This window comes from Waterburya agarophytonicola KI4, from assembly GCF_020640915.1.
In the GTDB taxonomy this organism is placed as follows: Bacteria; Cyanobacteriota; Cyanobacteriia; order Cyanobacteriales; family Xenococcaceae; genus Waterburya; species Waterburya agarophytonicola.
This window is the reverse complement of the sequence record NZ_JADWDC010000004.1, coordinates 41355-61130: the sequence shown is the minus strand read 5'-3', so window position 1 is coordinate 61130 and position 19776 is coordinate 41355. Positions and strand designations below refer to the sequence as shown.

14 protein-coding genes are annotated in these 19776 nt (G+C 35.7%); 7 read left to right on the top strand and 7 right to left on the bottom strand.

Annotation, left to right across the window (positions count from 1 at the left end; genetic code table 11):
- Positions 1-30: 30 nt before the first annotated feature.
- The 5 genes from I4641_RS02565 to I4641_RS02545 all read right to left on the bottom strand — a co-directional run bounded on the left by I4641_RS02565 (position 31) and on the right by I4641_RS02545 (position 6410).
- Positions 31-1953, bottom strand: a complete 1923-nt coding sequence (locus I4641_RS02565) for an NAD(P)-binding domain-containing protein (protein ID WP_229638862.1) — start codon at positions 1951-1953, stop codon at positions 31-33.
- A gap of 9 nt (positions 1954-1962) precedes the next feature.
- Positions 1963-3573, bottom strand: coding sequence for a phosphopantetheine-binding protein (locus I4641_RS02560; RefSeq protein ID WP_229638861.1), 1611 nt, complete (start codon positions 3571-3573; stop codon positions 1963-1965).
- A 19-nt stretch (positions 3574-3592) separates the two neighbouring features.
- Positions 3593-5398, bottom strand: a complete 1806-nt coding sequence (locus I4641_RS02555) for a fatty acyl-AMP ligase (protein ID WP_229638860.1) — start codon at positions 5396-5398, stop codon at positions 3593-3595.
- Between the two features lie 91 nt (positions 5399-5489).
- The gene (locus tag I4641_RS02550) at positions 5490-6122 is read right to left on the bottom strand and encodes a nitroreductase family protein (protein ID WP_229638859.1); all 633 of its coding nucleotides are present in this window, start codon (positions 6120-6122) and stop codon (positions 5490-5492) included.
- Positions 6123-6176: 54 nt separating this feature from the next.
- Positions 6177-6410, bottom strand: a complete 234-nt coding sequence (locus I4641_RS02545) for a hypothetical protein (protein ID WP_229638858.1) — start codon at positions 6408-6410, stop codon at positions 6177-6179.
- 455 nt (positions 6411-6865) lie between these two features.
- Between I4641_RS02545 and I4641_RS02540 the strand changes: the two genes are divergently transcribed.
- The 7 genes from I4641_RS02540 (at position 6866) to I4641_RS02510 (ending at position 18388) form a co-directional block, all read left to right on the top strand.
- Positions 6866-8395 carry a DUF3102 domain-containing protein gene (locus I4641_RS02540; protein ID WP_229638857.1) on the top strand — a complete coding sequence of 510 codons (1530 nt, stop codon included), beginning with the start codon at positions 6866-6868 and terminating at the stop codon, positions 8393-8395.
- Positions 8396-8469: 74 nt separating this feature from the next.
- The gene (topA, locus tag I4641_RS02535; RefSeq protein WP_229638856.1) at positions 8470-10476 is read left to right on the top strand and encodes a type I DNA topoisomerase; all 2007 of its coding nucleotides are present in this window, start codon (positions 8470-8472) and stop codon (positions 10474-10476) included.
- Positions 10477-11184: 708 nt separating this feature from the next.
- On the top strand, positions 11185-14136 hold the full coding sequence (locus tag I4641_RS02530) for a plasmid replication protein, CyRepA1 family (RefSeq protein ID WP_229638855.1): 2952 nt from the start codon (positions 11185-11187) through the stop codon (positions 14134-14136).
- Positions 14137-14421: 285 nt separating this feature from the next.
- On the top strand, positions 14422-15321 hold the full coding sequence (locus I4641_RS02525; RefSeq protein WP_229638854.1) for an ABC transporter substrate-binding protein: 900 nt from the start codon (positions 14422-14424) through the stop codon (positions 15319-15321).
- Between the two features lie 83 nt (positions 15322-15404).
- The gene (locus I4641_RS02520) at positions 15405-16613 is read left to right on the top strand and encodes a PstS family phosphate ABC transporter substrate-binding protein (RefSeq protein ID WP_229638853.1); all 1209 of its coding nucleotides are present in this window, start codon (positions 15405-15407) and stop codon (positions 16611-16613) included.
- 22 nt (positions 16614-16635) lie between these two features.
- Positions 16636-17604: a hypothetical protein gene (locus I4641_RS02515; protein ID WP_229638852.1), complete on the top strand. Its 969-nt coding sequence runs from the start codon at positions 16636-16638 to the stop codon at positions 17602-17604.
- A gap of 139 nt (positions 17605-17743) precedes the next feature.
- Positions 17744-18388, top strand: a complete 645-nt coding sequence (locus I4641_RS02510; RefSeq protein WP_229638851.1) for a hypothetical protein — start codon at positions 17744-17746, stop codon at positions 18386-18388.
- Between the two features lie 8 nt (positions 18389-18396).
- Here the strand turns inward: I4641_RS02510 and I4641_RS02505 are convergent, their stop codons facing one another.
- The gene (locus tag I4641_RS02505) at positions 18397-18642 is read right to left on the bottom strand and encodes a hypothetical protein (RefSeq protein WP_229638850.1); all 246 of its coding nucleotides are present in this window, start codon (positions 18640-18642) and stop codon (positions 18397-18399) included.
- Positions 18643-18646: 4 nt separating this feature from the next.
- Positions 18647-19771: a hypothetical protein gene (locus I4641_RS02500; RefSeq protein ID WP_229638849.1), complete on the bottom strand. Its 1125-nt coding sequence runs from the start codon at positions 19769-19771 to the stop codon at positions 18647-18649.
- Between the last annotated feature and the right edge of the window lie 5 nt (positions 19772-19776).

Below are 19776 nucleotides of genomic sequence, written 5' to 3'. Positions count from 1 at the left end.
CAGAATATTTACCTGCCAAGCTTTGTGTAGTTAGGCAATTAATTTTTGAATTTGCTTAATGTACAATCTTTTATCAACTAATAAAGACTCGTTACTAAGCTTTTTACCTTTAATATTTGAATCAAAATTTTGCTTTAGTCGATCAATCTTACAAAAAGGTACATTTTGAATCTTTGATTGAATGTAGCTGGCAACTAAGCGACTTTGAGCTTCAAATACCTGCCAATGCGTACCAATTGGCTGAATCATGCCTATAACAAAAAGATTGTCATAATTAGGATGAAAGCAGTGGAGATATAAACTGGGAAACTTTTTTCCCGATCTCCAATTTAAAAACTTTTTCTCTATAAAGGGAAAACTTACATTAAATCCCGTAGCACATACAATAAAGTCTATTTCTTCAGCAGACCCATCCTCAAATATGACCCAATTATCTTTGAGAGTTTGAATTTTTGGTTTATGAATTAAATCACCCTGGAGATAATATTGGTAGATTGTTTGGTTGAATACTGGCTTGATAGCCCTATTTTTAAAGTCATTCTGAGGAATATTTAGTTTACTCAGGTTAATTCCCTGAAGCAGCAATAATATTGGAGATACATAAGCTAATGTCTTAAATATCAATTGAGTGGGAATGCTTTTAATGATGGGAAAATTGGCAATTTTCTCAGCGGGAAAACCAAAGATAAATTTATTACCAATATAAAAGCTGCTACGGCTACTATGTATTGTTTTTTGGGCTGTTGTTGCCGAATCTTCCAAAATATCCATAGCTGACTGTCCAGCACCAACAACTAAAACTTTTTTCCCGAGAAGCTGTTCGGGTTGTTTATATTTACTAGAATGAATAATTTCTCCAGTAAATTCTCCCTCAAATTGCGGAATATGAGGATCGTTATGTTGCCCCGATGCGATCAAAACCCACCTGTAAGTACGCACTTCTTGATTACTCAGGGTCACACGCCAAGCTTGCTCTAACCTCTCAAGGTTATCAACCGAGATACCAAATTGAATATGCTCATATAATTTCCTATTTTTCGCATAGTCGATTAAATAGTCAAGAATTTGTTGATTACTGGGGTAAGCTGGATAATCCTCTGGCATAGATAATCCAGAATACATTTGCATTGATTTATGACCAATTGCATGAGTATTTTGGGAAACTGGACTATCTGACTTGTTGTAGTTCCATAGTCCACCGATTTCACTATATTTTTCGACTGCATCAAAAAGAATACCAGCTTTTTGCAAAGAGTCCATTGCAGCCAAACCCGCAGCACCAGCACCTATAACTAATGCACGTTGCCCTAAAGGATTCCCTATCGGTCTCGAAGCCATGCCGTTAGGCTTATCGCAGCAGTTAATATTTTTTGTTTTGGATTGAGAAAATCGAGGAATAAAGCGAGGAGTATTTCCCAATAAGATAGAGTAGTTTGTTGTTTCGCTCAAGATTTTTTCTTCTGTTGCAATACGCTTACTGCTCAAAAAGAAATTAATCGCGGTAAAAACAAAGGCAGTTAGATAGGCATTATGAATCAACGGTACGAAAGTAATTTCTAGACCCATCGCCAACCATGCTGGATGTCTAATGTAACTGTAGATTCCTGTATTTACTATTGAGCGATCGCTCTTGATAATTATAGGATGAGTCCAGAAATAGCCAAGTTCTTTCGCAGAAAGCATACGTATTATCTGGCTAGCTATCGTTACTCCGATTGCGGTTATTGCTAAAGGATAGATAACCCGACGATCGGTCAGATAGACTTCAATAGTAGCGGCTAATAACCAAGAAATCTGCGTGACTCTGACATATTTGACTAAATTATCACTTTTCTTTATACCGCCAACTGAATACAGATACTTGGCATTTTTTTTACCAAGACACATTGCCAAAATTCTTTGTATAACAATCGTAGCAACTATACTGAAAAAGCCTATTTGAGTAGCATTCATGATTAGTAATTAAAATTTTAGGAGAATAGCCTCTTGAGATAGTCCTGGTCCCATAGCTATCATGAGTCCAAATTCACCGCTATTAGGTGGACAAGAAGACGATAAAAGCTGCTCAAGGATATAAAGAACATGGGCTGAAGATAAATTCCCTTTTTCAAACAAAGTCAACCATGATAGTGAAAGTGCCTCTTCACTCAAGTTAAATTTCTCTTCAATCGCCCGCACAATTTTAGGACCACCAGGATGCAAAATCCAGTGAGATATATCTTTGAGAGACAGATTATTCTTCTCAAGTAAAGGTTCTATGGTTTGAGCGATCGCGTCAGGCAATAGATCTGGAACTTCTGGTTTGACAATAGCTCTAAAGGAGCTATTTTTCAGCAAAATATCAACACCAATTAGATCGCTGGTATTGGGAATTAAATTACTTCTAGTATCAATTATTTGTGGTTGAATTGTTCCCAGAGATTTTTTGTATAAGGGATGCTTAGAACCGACAATTAAAAGAGCTACAGCACCATCTCCGAAAAGTGCTGCCGTGACAAGAGTCATTTTGATCGATGAACTATACTGTTCGGGATGTTCGGAATATTTGGCTAAATATTGATGTAGATCTTGCCGAAAACTTCCCTGCCAAAGTACTGAAGCTAATTCTACCGATATTAAAATTACAGCTTCAGTTGGATGCCCCTCAAGATAATCATTGATTTTTGATAGACCATGAACTCCATTCATACAACCAACGCCATATAAAGACATTCGTTTGATATTACTAGAGAAAGAAGACCGACTCATAACCCTCGAAAATATGGAGGGTGTAGCTGGTAATATACTTGATTCAACTACCATAGAAATATCTTCAGGTTTAAGACCTTTAGATTGCAACAAGTTATCGATCGCATTTTCTGCCAAATCTACTGCTGCTTCGATCCCTTCCCTTAGTGCTTCCTTATTTTCTAAATCATTAAGAGGTGATAGGGCAAAATGCCGACCTTTGAGAGTAACATTGGTAAAGAAACGATTCACTTCTTCTGGATCTACATCTATGTTTTCTGATAAGAGATTATCAAGAAATATACTTGTCAAATCTCTTTGCTCAAAATATTCAACAGGAAAGTTACTAGCAATACCAACAATTTTTGGTGCATTCTTGGTGGAACTAACTTGGTTCAACGGTTTTTGCCCAGCCGATTTTAGGAATTTATTAATTTGCTCCCAAAAATTTCCAGTATCCTTGGTAGTTTTATTCGGGGAAACTTGGCTATCAGCAACAACAGTTGTACGAGAAACACCTTGAGTAACATTTGAAGAAGTTCTTTCACCAGTAGGCACTAACTCTGAATCTGGCTGAATATCTCTTGCTAGCTCCTTTGAGATAAATTTTGCCAATGATTCAACAGTGTTTAATTCCTCAAAAGTTTCAAAAGAAAGCTTAACTTGAAAATTGCTGTCTATCTCACCAATAATTTTAGCCACTCTTAAGGAATCTAACCCGTAAGAATATAAAGTTTTGTTCGACTCAAGCCTTTCTGCAGAAATATCAAGTTCTAAAGCCAGTATTTCTAGCAGAATAGCTTTTATTAACTGCAATTTCAGTGATTTGTGCGATTTTAGCTGCATTATGTATTATTTTCAATAATTAGAACAACTTATCTATGAATCTATTGTGGAATCTATTGTAAACATGAGTTTTATTCAAAAACTCATGTTTACAAGCTTGACGCTTAATCTTGCCACTGGAGGTTTTGGGAATACTGCCAGTCCTGATTAGACAAACCCAATCCACAAAAAGATTATGTTCACAAGATACTTCTGTACGAATAGCTCTAACTACTTCTTCTGGGTTCAAATTCCGCCTAAAAGTTCGTGCGACTTCACTTACAACAATTAATTGCTTTTTACCTTCTAATTCCACTAAAAACGCTGCCACAGCATTTTTCCGTAAACTTGGATGACTCTGCTCTACAGTAGCTTCAATATCTTGAGGATAATAATTACATCCCCTCAAAATAATGAGATCTTTTAACCTTCCAGTAATAAATAGTTCATCATTATGGAAAAATCCCAAATCACCCGTTCTCAAGAAAGATCCAGAGCGATCGCTAAAAGTATAGGCTTTAAAAGTTTGAATCGTTTTCGCTCTATCATTCCAATATCCCTGGGCTACATTATCTCCTCTAACCCATATTTCTCCAATTTCTCCACTCAGACACTTCTGGGAAGAAGCTGGATTGATAATAATAATTTTTTGATTCAGCCATGTATGACCGCAGCCAACGATTGCTATAGAATTTGACTGATTAGAATCTTCATTACTACGAACTAATACCGCTCGATCTCTGGCAAGAGAATCAAGATCGAGATTGAGGATAGTTGAAGGACTACTTTTGTTGATTCCAGTAACAAATAGAGTTGTTTCAGCCATGCCATAGCAAGGGTAAAAAGATTTAGAATCGAAGCCTAATGGTTTTAATTTATCCAGTTTACGAATAGTTGCTGCGCGGATTGGTTCTGCACCACAAAATGCTAAATCCCATGAACTTAAATCTATATTTGCTAGTTGTTCGGTGGGAATTTGTGAAATCAACTCATAGGCAAAATTAGGACCACCACTAGTTGTTGCTTTGTACTTACTAATTGCTTTTAACCAGCGAATAGGCTTGACCAAGAATGTTGTTGGAGGCATTAGAATACATGGTATTCCTAAATATAAAGGTTGTAATACATTACCTATCAAACCCATGTCATGAAATAAAGGTAGCCAACCTACAAAGACAGTTTTCTTAGAATGTGAAAAACCTGCTTCGATCATTTTCTGGTTGTACAATATATTCCGATGTGAAATTGCTACTCCTTTTGGAGTACCAGTAGATCCAGAAGTATATTGCAAAAAAGCAATTGCATCTCGATCAATCTCGGTTTTTTCCCATTTAGATGCCAGTTCCAACCAAACAGAATCGCTCTCGATCCATATTATTGGCTCTATTTGATTATTATCGGGATTTTTTAGTTTGAGATTCGGCAAATATGCTGACGTACACAAGATAAATTTAGGCTGACAATTCTCAGTTATTGCCTTAAGTCGATCGGCTTTTTCTCTTCTTCGAGGCATTGAAGTTGGAACAGCAATAACCCCCGCATACAAACATCCTAAGAAGGCAGCTATGAACTCTAACCCAGAAGGATATAATAGTAATGCGCGATCGCCTTTTTCTGCTTTATTATTTTGGAGATGAGCAGCAATTGCTTGTGCTTTCTTGTTCAATTGACCATAGGTAATTAAATCAGATTCAAATTCTCCATCTCCAAGAAAACGATACGCAACCTGATTAGAGTTTTGCTGGGCGCGAATTGTCAAAAGTTCCACCAAATCATTGCTTGAATTAGCAAAATCTGAATTTTTGGTAAGCAACAACTTTTGTTGAATATTTAATAGGCTCGTCATAACAAGATAAGATTGACATCTTTTAGGAAACAAATGAATGTTGAAGGTTAGCTACCTTCTAATTTTTCGATTCAGAGCAACATCATGAAGGCTATTGAGGGTAACTTTCTTGATAAAAAAGTTCTTTTACACCGAATCTACCGCCAAATTTGCGCTCGTTCGCTGAGTATCCAAGGGCTAAAAGACAACATATATCCCAATGCTCAGGAATATCAAAATTTTCTTTTATAGCTTTACTAACAAACCCTTCCATAGAACAAGAATCAATTCCAATACTTTTAGCAGTGAGCATCATTTGCGTGACGGCGATCATTACTTGGCGATTAGTCCAAGCCTCAATCGAATCATAACTAGGATGAAACTTAGCAAAGGTGGGAATAGCCCCTCTCAAAAAATCAGCGTGCTTTTCGTTCATAGAACCAGAACTTTTACCAAGTTCTAATACTGACTCAATATATTCGGGACTAAAAACATGGCGATCGCCACAACAGATTAAGACTGCCGAAGCTTGTCTAATTTGTTCTTGTTTAAAAGCACAAGAGTAAAGTTTTTCCTTATTAGATAAACTTTGAACTGTAATAAATCGCCAAGGCTGTAAATTAAATCCAGAAGGAGCAAGAGTTGCTGACTCGAAAATTTCTGATAATTTGTCTTGGGCAATTGCTTTATCTAAGATAAAAGATTTTGCAGATCTTCGCTCTCTAATTATCTCTTTAAGAATCATAGTAATTAAAAATCATGAAACCAAAAGTAGTTAAAGTTTTGTCAATAAACAACTTTAATTACCAACTCTAGATTCAATAATCTCCTGTTGTTTAATTATTTGTTCTTGAACTGTTAGTTCAAGCTGATTAACTTCGTGAATCAGATCAATCCAAATTCGCTGTAACTTAATTCCATTTATTCTTGTCAAATTTTTAGGTGAAAAAGCTTCTCTTACAGAATACGGAGAACATAAATGAGCTTCTACTATTGGTCTATCCTTTACGAGTAAACCGATTGATCGATCCATAAGTACATTCACGCGCGGACTATGTATTAACTCATAGAGATGAATGTCTACTAACTGCTAACAAGCACCGTCAGTTAATATTTTAAGAATTAAGAAAAAATGTATCCAAATGCTTAATATTGTTCACCATAAAGAAGAGCTAGCAAATTTTCCTACTCTTTTCTAGCTGATATTCTAAATGTTGATGTAGCTAAATATCTAGTAACGTTCGTATGAATTCAAGCTAGGAAATTTTCCTACTTTTTCCTCGCCTGCATTTCCAGATAATAAAACAATAAGCCTCAACTGTATATTTTATGAGAAAAATTAAGAATTATTTTAGAATTGACTAACAATTTTTAGTAGTAAACATTTGAAAAAGAATATTTAAAGTAGGACTAGCTAATAAAAGCTAGACTAAAGACACAGCATCAAAAAAAACAACTATCAAGATAAATCTCAGCAGTTTTAAAATAATGAACAAAGTTCAAAATATAGAACAAAAGTTGTCCGATGTAAGCTATCTAATTATTGATGATGAAATCGCTGCAGACAAAATATCTCAAGAAGACTTTATCGATGATTTGGGATTTGCTAATACAAACCCTCAATTTGTAGCAAGTTGTGAAGAGGCTTTAAACGTACTAAGAAAAAATCTTGAGATAAAATTTTGCTTCTTAGACTGTAAACTGCCTAAAACCATAAATGAAAGTGTTAACTATAACCCTACTGACAGTTCCGACTATGGAATTCAACTTATCGATGAAATTACAGAAATTAACCAAGAAATACCAATAATTGTTTTTTCTGCTTATGTTGATAAAACTATATTGAAAGAGCAGGCTAAAGATAACTCAAATATTGTCGGCTATTTAAGGAAAGATGAATCTCCCGAATCTTACCGTGAAGCTTTTAAACTGGCTTTGCAATATTGTGATATTCCAGTCCAAGGATTCAAGCCACAAAACTCAATCGTATCTATTAACAATATTGGCTTTAACTATGACGAATTATCTCAGCAAGATAGTGAGATTATCCAACAAAAAACTCGCACAATCAAGAATCTAGCAAGAATAACAGCAGAAAGCATAATTCAGATTGGGAAAAATTTAATCGATGTCAAACAGGCATTACCAAGGGGGAAATTTTATGCTTGGGCTGAATCTGAGTTTCCTTGGAGTGTCAAAATGGTCAATAGATTTATGAGAGTCTATGACAAATTTAATGATATGTCCACGGAAGAATTAGAACTTCTTCCCGTTACAGTGTTATACGAATTAGCTCCAAAAAGTGTTAGTAACGAAGCTATAAGAGAAACAATAGATGTAGCAAAATCTGGCGAAACTATTACTGTTGCTAAAGCGAAAGAGATAAAAAGCAAGTATTCTGAACCGAAAAAAAATCCCGATCAAGATTCTGGTCGCAAAAAACGTTCAACTACAACTAAAATAGACTTTTCTGAGGCTCAATCGCCAATAGCCAGTGACGAGCAAGAAGTAAATGATAAAAATAGCGATTATCAGCTTATAGGGAATAATACATTAGTAGATGATTCAACAAAGCTTATTTCAGATTCAACTAAGCCAAAACAGCAAATTGTTGAAGTTATTACCCAAAAACGTCTTTGGCATATAGATAAACATATTATATACAATGGAGATCCTAATTCCCCTAACTTTCTCAAACTTTTACCTCCAAAGGCTTTAATTTGTCTCAATTTTTCTCCCGATCCTGAATTTAAATTTCAATACACAGACTATGATTCTTGGTTGAGTCTTTACATCAAAAATCCCAACTTGGATGCCAAAAAGTTAGTCGATTTAATAAGTGAGGTAATTGCAAGTAGTACAGAGGAATTGGACGCGGTGATAGTTCTTTATATACCTCATGTAGATATACTTAATATCGTACATGACTGGTATTGTAAAGCATACGTTGTCGATCCTAATTACCAGAAGTGTATTAGTGTAGTAGAGGGGGAGTTGAATAATCTAGATCCAGCCTAATCTGTCATAATGTCAGAAACAAAAATTAACATATCTACATAAATGAGATTTTTTTCAATGTCTTAGAATGAACTATGAACCAATATCAATTGCTCATTGTAGAAAGTCCAGGCAAAATTAAGAAACTACGAAAAATTCTTGGTGCAAATTGGATTATTAAAGCCACGATGGGGCATTTTCGTACCTTGGCTAACGATGGTGAAGATAATTTAGGTTTTGATATGGAATGCGATTGTGTTGGTACGCAGCCTACGGATCGTATTTCTTTGCGCTGGCAACCAAAAGACAGTAAATCAAAGAAGCTAATTAAAGAGCTGAAAGAAACTGCTAAAAAAGTTTCTAGGATATGTATAGCAAGCGATCCAGACCGCGAAGGGGAGGTAATTGCTTGGCATCTTTATTCAATTCTTTCTCATCCCAATATAGTTCGAGTAACTTACTCGGAGATTACTGATAAAGCAGTAAAATATGCGATCGCCAATCCTCAATCTTTAAATACTGATCTCGTTGATTCGGGTTTAGCACGTTCTTGCCTCGACAAATTAGTAGGCTTTCGAGGTTCTCCTTTAGTTTGGAATCTAGGAGCAAAAAGTGTTGGTCGCGTGCAATCAGCAGTATTACATTTGGTTTGCGATCGCGCCAAAGAAATAACAAATTTTATACCAGTTGAGTATTTCTCTATATTCACAGAGTACGCTGAAGGATTTAAAGCATATTTTAGTCATAGAGGCACTAAAGCTTCCCCTGTATGCGATCAGGATGATGAAGAATCTAATAGGATTTACCAAGAGCCAGAAGCACGAGAATTAGTAGCTTTGGCTCAATCAAGTATCCACAGAATCAGTAACATAGACCGTAAAAAACTCTACAAAAAGCCACCCCCGCCATTTATCACCTCTACTCTTCAACAAGCTTCAGGCAGCAAATTAGGCTTTAGTCCCGACCGAACGATGAAATTAGCTCAATCACTTTACGAAAAAGGGCTAATAACTTATATGCGAACTGACTCAGTAGCATTATCTGATGACTTTATTAAGGCTGCTAGACTTTGGCTACAAGAGAAAGACTCTAAGAATGTTCCTCAAAAAGCAACTAAATTTAAAGCAAACAAAAGCGCACAAGAAGCCCATGAAGCTATACGACAAAGCGATTTAACTTATCCCTCAACTCAACTAAAACAAGAAATTTCTCAAGAGGAATTTAGCTTGTACCTTCTCATTTGGAAAAGAGCGATCGCTTCTCAATGTGCGCCTGCCACTATAGCCAAAACCACCGTTTCAATCAAAGCTAGGGACATTACTTGGATTGCCAAGGGTCAAATTGTCGAATTTTTGGGCTATGCCCGCTACTGGAATAATTTAAGTGCTGACAGCTTGCTACCAGAGCTAGCGATCGGTCAAATATTGGGATTAAACAAGGCAGAATTTCAAAAGAAACGCACTTCGCCCCCATCGCCCTATAATGAGCCACAGCTAGTAGCTCTAATGGAGAAGAAGGGCATTGGTCGCCCTAGTACTTACTCTTCTTCAATTAAGACTATTAAAAACCGTAAATACGTCAAACTCAGCCAGAAAAAGCTAATTCCTACCGATTTAGGAATGACCGTTGATTCATTCTTGGGAAATTACTTGGCTGAATTGATTGATGCTAAATTTACAGCCAAAATGGAATCAAATCTAGACGCGATCGCTCTGGGGGAAAAAGCTTGGCAGCCTTATCTTTGTAATTGGAATCAAAAATACTTTGCTCCCGCACTCTCCAGCGCAAAATTAACGATCCCAAAATCGCCTGTATCCAAAACAAATGGAACTGTAACTTCAACAGAGTATACTTGTCCCGTTTGCAAAAAAGAATTAGAAAGGTATGATTACTCTAAGGGAAAACACGCAGGCTCTTTGCTAAGATGCTCGGATTCTCAAGCAAGATTTAAACCTGGCCACAAGAACGTCGTATTTTATCGATCTAGCCAAGGTCATTGGTGGAATAAAGAATTCGGACAGCCAAATCAACGCAAAAATATTAAGGATTGCGATCGATCTAACCGAAAAAGCCCACCAATTCGATTAAAAACTCGCTCCTAGTGAATAATAACTGGATCGATGACTCTATTAGAGTTACAATCTTAACCAACTAATTGGATTCTATTCAATTTAGTTAAAGACCACGGAACACCGAAAATACTTTGAGCGGTACGAATCGGCGTTCTAATTATGTAGCTTCCCTGGGGGGAAATGAAAATGAAGGAGGATGTTATGTAATAACATTTGAGCCAAATTTAGGACTAGTCAGCTTTGGAGCTAATTATTAGAAATAATTAGTAACTCTTTTTGCTGCCTTCTTGAGTTGATTGTATCAACCAAATACTCTGTTTGACAAGTGCTGACAGACAAATTTTGCTGCATGAAAATATCTGACTCCAGAAAGCAGACAGCACAAGGATTAGCCAAAACTAGGCTTCGTAAAGAATTATTTAGAAATAGGGTAAATAGAAAAAGGTTGTTTTCTGTTGTCCAAATCAAAAATTTATTCCTAAAAAATATATTCCCAAGAATTTATTCTCAATTTTGTCTCGACTACCAATCGAGAAACAGGAAACCCCCATTCAAAATGTTAAGTATCATTATTACGCGGAATGCGCCCTCGTCGCAACCCCTGGCTTTCAAAACCAGAATAAAGAACCAGACAATTTAATTTGAGGGTTATCGGCAAGATATTTAGGGACAAATTATAAATTTGAAGCAGCAAAAAGTAACCAGGAACAAATAGTACTAGTTTTCTGGAGTATAGTTGTGGTTTTAGAAAGACATCAGCAAGAATGGTTAAATTCGGCTGTTAGCCAAAGTCTGATCGACTTGAATGTCGTTTCACTCAAAGATTTTGAACCATACGATCGCTTACTTTATGCATTACCAGATAGCGATCGCCGTAACGATGGCAGAATCAGAGACAAAATACTTAAAAGATACACTCACATAGAAGAAGGTGGCTGGTGGTGTAGCGGTGTAGATGTCTTAACTGGATTTGAATCTGAGTGGGGTCAATTTAAACCAGATATTCCCTATCGCTATCAAGAGAAGAGTGGAAAAGGATTCGATACCTCTCAATACAAAGAGAAATTCATTAAGTATGAGCCACCGAAAAACGTCCCCACAGAAATCTTTGCCCTCAAAGTTCCTCTTGACCTCTGGCAAGCGATCGCTAATCGTTATGATGTCTCATTACCAGAAAACATCGTAGTTACGGCTCAAGGAAGGGCATTGGGTTTCTGGGCATGGATCGTAGCTCATTCCAAAATTCCCATTATCATCACCGAAGGTGCTAAAAAAGCAGGGGCAATTCTCACCGCCGAATATGTTGCTATCGCCTTACCAGGAATTTTTAATGGTTATCGTCAGCCAAAGGACCAATGGAATAGGAAAAGCGGTAACGCCTATCTTATTCCTCAATTACAGATATTTGCTCAAGGAGGACGAGAGTTAATCTTCTGTTTCGATCGCGATACTAAACCTTCTACAGTCAAAAATGTCCGTACTGCGATCTCTAAAACAGGAACATTACTTCAACTTCAAGGATCTGCGGTAAGTATCATTACCTGGGATCGCCCAGAAAAAGGGGTAGACGACCTAATCGCAGCCAGAGGAATTGAATACTTTAATTCTCGCTACAAGAAAAGAGAGTCTTTATCAAACTTCAAACTTTCAGCTTTATTAGACATCTCCAAATATCAACCGCTAATAATTAATCAAAGGTATCTCAGTGAAAATTTGATCCCAACCGAAACTGCTCAACTCATTGGCTTAAAATCACCTAAAAATACGGGGAAAACTGAATGGTTATCTCGCATAGTGCGACGGTTGATTTTCAAAGGCAAGCCAGTTTTAATTATTACCCATAGAATCCAGCTTGCTAAGGCATTGTGCGCTAGATTTGGCGTTGACCATATAGAAGAAGTCAGAAATTCTGAAACTAGGGGAATACTAGGCTATGGGCTTTGTATCGACTCCTTACATCCAAATTCCCAAGCTAATTTTAATCCCGAAGATTGGTCGGAAGCTGTAGTAATTTTAGACGAAGCCGAACAAGTAATTTGGCATTTGTTAGATAGCTCTACCTGCCAAGATAATCGAGTAGAAATTATTGAAAATTTCCAAAGATTACTCAAAACGGTAATTACTTCTGGGGGACAGATTTATTTAAGCGATGCTGATTTATCTGCTATTGCCCTTGATTATGTCAGTAATTTGATTGGTTTTCCAGTACATACTTGGGTAGCCCAAAACGTTTATCGTTCAAAAGTTAGCCGTAAATTAATTCCTTACACTGGAAGCGATCCTCGCGATTTGATTGCTGCATTAGTTAAAGAGATCGAACGAGGTAATAAAGTTTTTATTCAAACCACTGGTCAAAAAGCAAAAAGTAAATGGGGATCGATTAATTTAGAAATCTTGTTAACAGAAAAATTTCCCCATCTGCGAATTATTAGAATTGATCGCGATTCAGTATCAGAACCAGGACATCCAGCGGTGGGCTGCATGGCAAATCTAGACTGTATTCTCAATGGCTACGATATTGCAATCGCTTCTCCTGTAATCGAAACTGGTGTATCGATTAATTTGAAACAGCATTTTAGTTCTGTTTGGGCGATCGCTCAAGGAGTTCAAACTGTTGATGCGGTTTGCCAAACCGTCGAAAGAGTTAGAGACGATGTACCCCGTCATATTTGGATAAAAACAACCGCCAAAGGAAATCGGATAGGAAATGGTTCGACTTCCGTCAAAGCCTTACTCAAATCGCAGCATAAGCTAACGAAAGCCAATATCTTACTACTACAACAAGCCTCTATTTCGGATTTTGATGACCTTGAGATTAATTTTTCTCCTGAATCCCTCCTGGGCTGGGGTAAAAGAGCTTGTATTGTTAATGCTGGTAAAAATAGTTATCGAGACTCAATTCTGACAAAACTTCTATCTGAAGGCTATGAATTATCTAGTCATCAAGAAGAAGATATTGAAAATGCTAATGTTATTCGGCAAGAAGTTTTCCAAGTGTGCGAGCAGAATTATCTCAAGTTCCGTTACAAAGTCTCAGATGCCTCTATTGTTACAGAGAAACAGTTAGAAGAACTTAAAAACAAGAAAGCGAAAACCGAAGCCGAACGATTATCCCAAAGAAAAGGAATTTTGAGCAAAAGATATGGCATTGAAGTTACGCCAGAGTTAGTAGAAAAAGACGATAATGGCTGGTATCCTCAATTGCAGCTTCATTATTATCTCACTCTTGGCAATCAGCATCTACCAGAAAGAGATCGCAAATCCCTGGCTCGGATCAAAGAACAAGGTCAAGGTAGTGCTTTCAAGCCAGATATTAATAAACGAACTTTATCAACACAAATTATGGCTTTGCAGGTTATTGGGATTGAACAATTTCTCGACAATGAAGCAGAATTTTGTAAAACGAGTCTAGCTGACTTTCTAGATCGAGCAATTAAAATGCGGTTCGATATTAAAACAATATTAGGAGTTACTATCAATCCTGAAAAAGATAGTGCGATCGCTGTAGCTCAGAGAATACTCAAGAAATTGGGCTTAAAATTAGAATTCAAATGTTGGCGTGGCGATCGCTCTTCTAAACAACGAGTTTATAAAGGGTGTGAGGTTTACCTCGATCGACGCTCAAAGGTTTTTGAATATTGGTTATCTCGTGAAACAAAGGAAGTGGAAACGGAATTAAAGGTCGCGTAGGTCGTATTGAGGTTATTTACGTTCTCACCCTTTTCTATATAAAGTTATTAATTACAAATCTAACTATCTAAAATAGTCAAAAAAACGATTTATTTTGATTTGAATCGAAAATCATGATAGGCTGCACATATTCAAAGGTTTTCTCCAAATTTCAAAAGAGCAAAAGTGTAGATAAACTGCTCGCAGATTTCTTTGCGGATAAAGCTTTTTAAGTGTTATTTGCTATATACAGCTTAATATAGGTGCATAGGTGCTGAGATGCGATCGGGACGAAAATTTTTTAGCATGCAAAATTTAACTTGGTTGACTGCAATTGCGCTCCTGCTAACATTTATTGTCACAAGGGGAATGGAACGAGGAACTTTAACCTCAATTTCCCCACCAGCAGTAATTGGGTACAGCAACTCTCCTAGTTGGTGGCCCTGGATAATTGTAGAAGAGCGAGATCTATTAAGAAGAAATGGGATTAATGCAGAATTAAAATGGTACGACAATTATTCAGATTCAGTCGGAGATCTAAACACAGGCTTTATTGATGGTAATTCCCAAATGATTGAAGATGCTCTGGCAACTTCCCCAAAAGCTATCAAAGGGAAAGTAGGAGTGCTTTTAAACACCTATTCTGATGGTGAAGATAAGTTGATTGTTAGAAACGGTATAGGCAAGATTGACGACCTTAGAGGTAAAAGAATCATTGCAGAATCTGCAACTTTTAACAATCATCTATTAAGCTTAATTCTTGCTTCTAATCAATCCAATATTTCAACTAACGATCTTGAAATTGTAAATTTAGAAACTGGTTCAGCCTCAGCTGCTTTTGCAGTAAACGATGAAATAGATGGCGTAATTACTTTTCCACCCTACTCTATAACTGCGTTTTCTAGAAAAGGTTCACACGAACTAATTTCGTCTAAAGCATTTCCGCGAGAAATTGCCAGAATGCTTGTGGTGACAGAAGAAATTGCCCAAAATCAACCAGAATTAATTGAAGAATTAACTAAAGTTTGGTTTCAGGCATTAAATTTTATGCAAAAGCATCCTGATGAAGCTTACAAAATCATTGCTAAACATACAGGAATACAAGTAGACCGATTGCAGCTATTTCAAAATCAAATTCAGATAGTCAAGAGATCTGAAGCTACTGAGACAGGAGTATTGGCACAATCTGTTCGAGAAAATGGTTAGCTGCTTATAAATTATGTACAGTGATGGCAAATTCCAAAAACAGTTCGACGAAATACAAAACCTGTCCAAAATGTAAGTATGATATGAATGAAGGTCATACAACATCATGTTTGCTTTGTGAGACAACCTTGTTAGACAAGGATGAAGCAAGAATTCTACCAAACACTCATAGTGCTTTTAGTAAAGCTAAAAATATATCATCTAAAAATTCTTTTGGTTCATCTATTAAGAGCTATTCTAAAAGATGGAAAAATAGTTTTCTTAGTCAGATAAGCAACCAAAATGTAAATTCTAATCTACGAGAATTACAAAAACCTCTTAATTTACTTGGTTTATTTTTCGTTGCTTTGGGGCTGATGTTATGGGTAAATTATTATTTTGTCATACGACCAAACCAGAATTTAGTTAAGCCTGAAGCAGAAAAAACTAAGAAAATAGAACCAATAGAAGTACCTCAAGGATTATTTAGTTACGGAGGCGCACCAATTTTTGCTCCATTAGTAGCTTCGGGTATAAATGGTTTAATTGAAACGAAATATTCAGGTTACGAGTTACGCTATACCAAGCCTCTAAATCAAGACTACAGTTCGTTTAATGGTATTAGGATGTTGATTGATGGCGAACTTAGTTTTGCTTACAATGAACGTCCTTTGACAGACGAAGAATATAAAATTGCTAAATTACGTAATATCAATTTAAAGCAAATACCAATTGCTTTAGATGGTGTAGTAGTTTATGGCAATAAACAAGTAAATACCAAGCAGCTAAACAGAGAGCAGTTATTAAAAATATTTTTAGGAGAAATAGATAATTGGCACAATATCGATCCCAATATTGAAGATTTGCCAATAGTACCAGTAGTTGTTCAGAACGAAGACTTACAGATGCTTGGTATAACCAACAATACTCAAAAACTTTCTGTTTCAACCGAGTATACAGCTAACTACACTCAGGCTTTGAGAAAGGTAATTAGTACTCCAGGATCTATCTCTTTTGCTTCAGCTACCATAGTCAAAAATCAGCAACTAATCAAAATGTTTGATTTGGGTGACGGTAGCTCCTCAGATTATGTTAGTCCTACCGTAAATAATGAATTAAATATTGCTGACTTTAAAAGTGGCAGATATCCATTAACGCGCAGAATATTTATCGTTTTAAGAGAGGATGGCACGTTAGACCAAAAAGCGGGATTGTTTTATGTAAATTATCTCAATGGAATAGAAGGTAAAAACAAAATCGAGCGAGTAGGTTTATTGCCAATAGCCAATTACAGAGTTCAATTCCAACAATAACTACTATCGATGACTAATTGAAATGAAAGACAATAATTTGAATAATCAGGCTCAAGACTTAATTTTACAACCATCACAGAAGTTAATAGATAATTGGAAATTATGGATGGCACAAGAGATTATAAATCAGTTAAAAACAAGGACATCTGTAAAGGCAAACTTTGAGAAAATAGTAACTTTAGTTGAACTAAGTAATTTAGATGATTTTGATAATATTTGGGATACATTTAAAAATTGTTTTAATGAAATTAAGCAAAAGTCCAGCCTAGTAGATAGTTATAGTATTTTAAAACAAAAGTTAGATAGAGAATTTTCTAATATTGTTCTAGATAAAATTAAGGATATATCAACCTTATTAGAGAATAAATATTGCGATCGCTTGGAACAATATATTGCTGATGATTTACAAAAAGTAAGTCCAGGTAACGTAATAAATTTTTTAAAAGGTGTTTCAAAACTATTACTATTCCAAAGAAGAAAATTTGAAGATAATAAGTCTATTCTTGCTAAAAAAATTAAATCTGTAAATCAAGCTTGCATAAATCTTTCAAGTTCTAAAGATTTCAAATCCGAGCAGCAAAACGTTTGGAATGCTCTTAATCTATTATTTCAATTCAAATTTAAAAAAGAAAGAGATTTAGTTTTAAGTAAACTTGTACTAAAATTATTGCAGATTACTCAAGCCTATTATAATTCTGCTCAAAAGTCATTTTTGTTTTTAACTAACGTCGAAAAATCTTTAAAAAATAAATGCTCTATTAAATTGATTTCTATACCTATATTTATGTACTTTGAAACAATAAATATTAATTATCAGCAATTATTGATTGACTTGTGGATTGGACATAATATTAACTATTGGGGTAATGGTTCTGTAACAGTTGAAGAATTTGAACAAAAGCTCATGATAAATATTAATGATATTTCACAAAGTTTGTTTTATGAGTTTCAACTAAGTTTTCTAGAAAATTCTATAATCAAAGCAAAATGATTGTTTATAAAAAAACATAAATTTATAGAAAAACACTTTTTATTCGTTACTTATCTAAACTAAGTATGTATTTAACGTTAGAAATAAAAAAAAATTATTAAACTCTGCCTGTAATTGTCTTCTATCTGAAGAAGATTTAATGTATTTTCTGAAAAAAGCAACCTATCAATATTTTGCAGGTGATAAATATATTGAAGTTGATAGTATTATTTTAATCCTTGATGGTTCTGTTTCAATTTTGAATGAATACGATCAATTTATAGAGACTTGCTCTAATAGCTTTGTGGGTCTAGATACTATTTTTCTTAATGTTAGAGAGTGGTGTTATTATAAGTTAATTTGCCATGCTGAGGTTTCAGTTTTAAGTATTGATATTAAAAGTTTTTCAAATATTGTCAGTAGTTACTCGGCATTATCAGAATATTTTCACTATCAAGCAAATCGCCTTAACTTACTTTTGCTCCATTTTGAAGTAACAAAAGATAGTCTAGTTAGCCAAATTAATTTACTGCCTTACTTGTCCAGTTTAGAACAGATTTTGTTTGATCCTGGGATAGTTAATGGAAGCAGTTTTCTATTGAATAATGTTTTTTTAATTTTGTACTCAGGTAATTTAATTCACGATTCGGGAAGAGAGGTTTTTCCAGGGCAAATTTATGATTGCTCCAGTTTGCCAATAGATGGTGAATGGTTGAGCCTTGGTCGCAGTTGTTTGTATGTTTATAGAGATGAGGATAAGTATGAAGAGAACGAACATATTCAAACTAGTACTATATTGCCATAATGCAAGACTCAAGACCTTTGTATAGGACGATTGGGTTGAATCTTTGTTTCTTGGTTTATTGAATTTTCTTTAGGTTTGAAGTCTTGTGAATCCGCTAAAAAAGTTTGCGATCGCTTTAGGAAAATTCTGGCAATAAAATAGGTAATTGAGTATTGTAATTGCTGCCAAAGCTTTGCTGGCTTAGTCTCAAGATCGGAGTTTTCATATTGATGGATAAAAGCCAATTTATTTTTATTCGATTTGTACTTTCCCATTGCCTCAGCCTCCCACGCCAATAAATACGTAATCATTAACTCGGACAAAACCTAGAGGAAAAGGTATGGGACCAATGACATAAGGTGTTTCTCCGCATTGAGTTTTTATGTTGAAAAACATTACTATTTGAGCCGTGTCAGTAGTTTCATCTGTTCTCCAGAGGACGAGCTTAAAGGTGGGTCCAAATGGATGTATACCTGTAGGTTCGCGTAAACCTGAAAAACATCCAGTTCCGCCTTTTACCCAATGTTCTCGTCCAGCAATCCATTGTTTTCCTTCAAACGGTAATTGTATAGTCGACCCGATATTTTCTATATCGTCTAGTTCTAGATACTCACAATTTAAGTCGCAGGGAACTTGAAAGCCTTCAACATAAGAACCGCTGATCGTTCGATTACGTTCACTTTCCGCACCACCCCAAACGAAGTCAATTCTCGCAATAAATGTGCCAGCAAGAGGAATACCATTAGGAAAATCGCCGAGAGGGACTTGAGATAATCCTGGAACTTCTGAAATTGCACTTTGTTCAAAGTTTTCAAAACTTCCCAGTTGGGTATCTGTAAGATTAGGGATAGAATCAACCGAAAAATTTTCTAAATCAATCGAGCTTAGTTCAAGGTCGGCAATTGACTGGTCAATAACCAGGGTGTCAAGATTGGTATCGGTACGAAAACCTTCTTGTTCTAAGAGAGCTTTAATTGGTTCGATATCTGCTGCTTGCTCTTGTCCTAGTCCTGGGATAGCGTCTACTAAATTTTCTAGAGTCTGTTCTTCAAGTAGAGAAAATTCGCTAAGTGGTAAAATTGAAAAGTCATTTGGCTGTTCTAAGAGGCGATCGTTAATATCATTTAAAGTAAATTCTTGAGGAGCTAGAGAAGCTTCTAAATCCCCCAGTTGTAAAACATCTTCAACGCGATCGCCTGCATTAAACTGACGGGAGATATCTCGACCGACAAGTTCGTTAAATTCAGTACCTATTGTGCCTCCTTCTCTAAAAGTATCAAGATCTTTGAACGAAATTTCGTTGAAATTTGGTAATAAATTTACTTCAACATTTTGCGCGATTGCAGGCTTATTTAGAAAATAGCAAAAGGCTAATAATATACTTAATAACTTATAGCTTTTCATGACTA

Excerpts from the sequence above, each read along its gene's own strand:
- topA (WP_229638856.1), top strand. The coding sequence starts at position 8,470 with ATGAACCAATATCAATTGCTCATTGTAGAAAGTCCAGGCAAAATTAAG.
- I4641_RS02560 (WP_229638861.1), bottom strand. The coding sequence starts at position 3,573 with ATGCAGCTAAAATCGCACAAATCACTGAAATTGCAGTTAATAAAAGCT.
- I4641_RS02510 (WP_229638851.1), top strand. The coding sequence starts at position 17,744 with ATGTATTTTCTGAAAAAAGCAACCTATCAATATTTTGCAGGTGATAAA.
- I4641_RS02515 (WP_229638852.1), top strand. The coding sequence starts at position 16,636 with ATGAAAGACAATAATTTGAATAATCAGGCTCAAGACTTAATTTTACAA.
- I4641_RS02540 (WP_229638857.1), top strand. The coding sequence starts at position 6,866 with ATGAACAAAGTTCAAAATATAGAACAAAAGTTGTCCGATGTAAGCTAT.
- I4641_RS02505 (WP_229638850.1), bottom strand. The coding sequence starts at position 18,642 with ATGGGAAAGTACAAATCGAATAAAAATAAATTGGCTTTTATCCATCAA.
- I4641_RS02565 (WP_229638862.1), bottom strand. The coding sequence starts at position 1,953 with ATGAATGCTACTCAAATAGGCTTTTTCAGTATAGTTGCTACGATTGTT.
- I4641_RS02525 (WP_229638854.1), top strand. The coding sequence starts at position 14,422 with ATGCAAAATTTAACTTGGTTGACTGCAATTGCGCTCCTGCTAACATTT.
- I4641_RS02520 (WP_229638853.1), top strand. The coding sequence starts at position 15,405 with ATGAATGAAGGTCATACAACATCATGTTTGCTTTGTGAGACAACCTTG.
- I4641_RS02500 (WP_229638849.1), bottom strand. The coding sequence starts at position 19,771 with ATGAAAAGCTATAAGTTATTAAGTATATTATTAGCCTTTTGCTATTTT.
- I4641_RS02555 (WP_229638860.1), bottom strand. The coding sequence starts at position 5,398 with ATGACGAGCCTATTAAATATTCAACAAAAGTTGTTGCTTACCAAAAAT.
- I4641_RS02550 (WP_229638859.1), bottom strand. The coding sequence starts at position 6,122 with ATGATTCTTAAAGAGATAATTAGAGAGCGAAGATCTGCAAAATCTTTT.
- I4641_RS02545 (WP_229638858.1), bottom strand. The coding sequence starts at position 6,410 with ATGGATCGATCAATCGGTTTACTCGTAAAGGATAGACCAATAGTAGAA.